The sequence below is a fragment of the Psychrosphaera sp. genome (genome assembly GCF_982872775.1).
Map to the genome: position 1 here is coordinate 23,418 of NZ_CEYNSH010000041.1, position 3,263 is coordinate 26,680.

Sequence of the window (3,263 nt, forward strand, 5' to 3'; positions counted from 1 at the left end):
GACCGTTCTGACTTCCCTGAAGAAATTAGAGCCACAGCTATGCTTGAGCCCGACCGGACAGAATTTTTCGGGACAGGGGAACGATACTTTCATGTTAAAAAGTTTGAATTGGACAAGCCCGTTTATTTGGTTGCAGAAGTCAGTGATCAATTAATCTTAAGGCTTGCGAGAGACGGCATCATTGAGTTTTTGGTTATTTGCTCTTTATTGGTTTGTGTCATTGTGTGTTTAGTTGCGTGGGTGTTGAGTCGCAAACTCATTTTACCGCTCAATCGATTGGTGGATATTGTCTCAGAAGAGCGCTCGGGTGAATTACCTGTTGGGTTTTCACAGGGGGATAAATCACATTCGGGAAGAGAAAGTTACGTTTTCCCGAGCAATGAAATTGGGTTATTAGCTCATACATTAGATGCGTCGTTTGAACAAATTAATCAGGCAATCGCTCGTGAAAAAGCCTTCACCCGAGATGTTAGTCACGAGCTTCGAACACCTTTAGCCATCATCAAAAATGCCGTCGAGTTGCAGTTACGCCGACTCGAACCCGACAATGATTCGTTCAGCAAAGTAGAAAAAGCTAGCGCTAAAGAAAAAGTCGACAGTGATGCGAAAACTAGCCAAATCAAAAGCGACGCAGCAAAGCAAATGAGCATACTGAACCGCATTGGCAATGCAGCAATTGAAATGGAAAAAACGGTTCAGACCCTATTGCTCCTAGCACGAGAAGAGCACACCCAGTCTGTCAAAACGCAAACGGAATTAATGCCCATCATTGAAAATGTGGTGATACAGCACCGTCACTTATTAGATGATAAAGAAATCGAAGTGGTCATTGACGATTCATGTAATACCAAACAGATGGTAAACAAGGATATGCTGACTGTTTTGTTGAACAATCTATTTTTAAATGCGATTCAACACACAGAGTGTGGGCAGATTCGATTTTGTGTTAAGGATGGGGCGATTTGGGTAAGTGACAATGGGTCTGGCATTGATCCTGAGTTGCTGCAATACATCACTGACCCATCAGTAAAAGGCAAACACAGCCAAGGTTTTGGCTTTGGTATGGCCATCGTCAAGCGGCTATGTGAACATCAGGATTGGGGATTAGAAATAACCAATGGCGCGATGGACTCAGCACAAGGCACTGCTGCAACAGGGGCTACTATAAAAGTGGCTTTTTAAAACGATGGGAAAGACATAAAAAAAGCCCGCTATGTATGTACATAACGGGCTTTGTAGATAGCCGGAAAGCTAAATTATTTTAAGTTTGTGTTTGGCCTTTTTGGCAATAATAAATAGGACAGGGCCTAGTCCTCAGCGACTTCTAATTCATCAATGACTTCTCTAACGTCATCAGTATTCTCCGCAATTGTGATAGCAAGGTCGTGCTCTGCTTCACTTGATACCATGCCGCTTAGCTTAACGACGCCATTTTCGGCTTCGATATCTATGTCAGTGGCACTCACCTCTGAATCAAGCAAGTAGCGTGTTTCGATAACGGTAGCGACTTTGGCATCGAGCATGGTGCGCTCAAACGAATCATCTTCGTTCAAAACCGATAATTCGTTGCGTACATCACTGACACCATCTAAATTTTCCACTAGCTCTTGTGCTAGCTCTTTCTCAACATCATTGTCGACTTTACCGGTTAAAATCACTACACCGTTTTTTACGTCTGTATTAATGTCAAAAGAGTTTAAATTCGTGTTCATTAACAATATGGTTTCGGCTTTACCATCAACCCATGCATCACGACTTTTTTCTTCCCAGTCGTTTGCCAAGGTATTTGGTGCGATACCAAGTGCACCTGCAACGGCGATAGCAGTAAACGTTTTCATAAGCGTATTCATTATCTTCTCCTTCTTGCTGTGCATCATATTAGTGGGCCAAACTCAGCCAGCCCTTTAATACTTCGATTCGGCTTAGATAAAGCTAGTCTTATGCCAAGAGTTATAACTGCCTGAAAATAAATGTAAATTTGCAAATGTTAATGGTTTTTGGTGATGGAGCATAATAAAAAATGTGAAACATTTACGTAGTGAAATGTAATCTTTGCAATCAGTAGCCCCATTTTTATCTGTACCTATACAACTGAACGATGTGGTGTTAGTTTGGTAACAGCATTTTTGAAAACTAATTTGTTGAAATTGAACAGTTAAAACTTAAATAAAGTAGTTAAAAATTTGAATAACTCATCTATAATCAAAACGTGCATTGATGGAGTTTTTTCTAGGAGGATTGGGCTATTAACGTTTTACGTCGCTTTCACAATATCGTATCGGATCAGTCCAAGTCGTTTGATTCGGCCGTACAAGAATTATTGACTTTTGGCCGTGAGCTTTTTGGTCTCGATATTGCGATTATAAGCCATATTTATGAAGAGACGTATGATGTAAAATATGTGAGCTGCTCAAATGGTGAGTTAGAAGTCGGCGCGTCGTTTCCGCTTGGAAATACCTATTGCACACATACGATGAATGCAGATAGAGCGACGTATTACCACCACACCAAATTCAGCGAGATATGCACCCCCCCCTGCTACGAAAACTTCGGCCTAGAGTCTTACATAGGTGCACCAATTAGAGTGGGTGATCAGCGATATGGTACCGTTAATTTTTCATCTCCTGCCCCACGAGAGCCATTTAAAGAAGACGATATCGATTACATCGAACTTTTTGCTCAATGGATAGGTGCCGAACTCCACAAACAACAAACGTATCAAGCTTCGAAAAAACAAAGCCAGATTCTTTCTAAACTGGAGGCTGTGGCGAATATAGGCACATGGGAGCTAGATTTAACAACAAATAGTCTGACTTGGAGTGAGCAAACTAGAAAAATTCATCAAGTTGATAATGATTTTGTGCCAAGTGTTGAAACAGGTATTAACTTTTATAAAGAAGGTGAGCATAGAGAAGTAATTGGCAAAGCCGTGCAAGAGGCTGTTAAAAATGGTACGCCTTGGGATTTGGAACTTCAAATCGTTACGGCTAAAGGTAAAGAGTTGTGGGTCAAAGCCTTGGGCGAAGCAGAGTTTGTTGATGGTCAATGTGTTCGCTTATTTGGCGCTTTTCAGGACATTGATCAAATGGTCAAACAACGACTCAAACATCAAGTCGCGCAGGAAAAGGCCGAGGTCGCCAATAAAGCAAAAAGTGAGTTTTTAGCCAATATGAGCCATGAAATACGTACACCAATGAACGGTGTATTGGGCACTTTGCAATTACTAGAGCGTTCTAATTTAGACAGAGGCTCGGCAACGCTGG

The 3,263-nt window shown here is 41.5% G+C and carries 3 protein-coding genes; 2 read left to right on the forward strand and 1 reads right to left on the reverse strand.

Annotated elements, in window-relative coordinates; genetic code table 11:
• Nucleotides 1-1,182, forward strand: a 1,182-nt coding sequence (locus AC4E96_RS11420; RefSeq protein ID WP_490255909.1) for a sensor histidine kinase, incomplete at its 5' end; no start/stop codon positions are given.
• A 125-nt stretch (nucleotides 1,183-1,307) separates the two neighbouring features.
• On the opposite strand, the gene AC4E96_RS11425 is transcribed toward AC4E96_RS11420, so the two are convergent.
• Nucleotides 1,308-1,838: a BON domain-containing protein gene (locus AC4E96_RS11425; RefSeq protein ID WP_490255911.1), complete on the reverse strand. Its 531-nt coding sequence runs from the start codon at nucleotides 1,836-1,838 to the stop codon at nucleotides 1,308-1,310.
• A gap of 482 nt (nucleotides 1,839-2,320) precedes the next feature.
• Here AC4E96_RS11425 and AC4E96_RS11430 point away from each other — a divergent pair.
• Nucleotides 2,321-3,263, forward strand: a 943-nt coding sequence (locus AC4E96_RS11430) for a GAF domain-containing protein (protein ID WP_490255910.1), incomplete at its 3' end; no start/stop codon positions are given.

What these genes read in the sequence shown, in the direction of transcription:
- AC4E96_RS11425 (WP_490255911.1), bottom strand. Translation starts at nt 1,838, where the DNA reads ATGAAAACGTTTACTGCTATCGCCGTTGCAGGTGCACTTGGTATCGCA.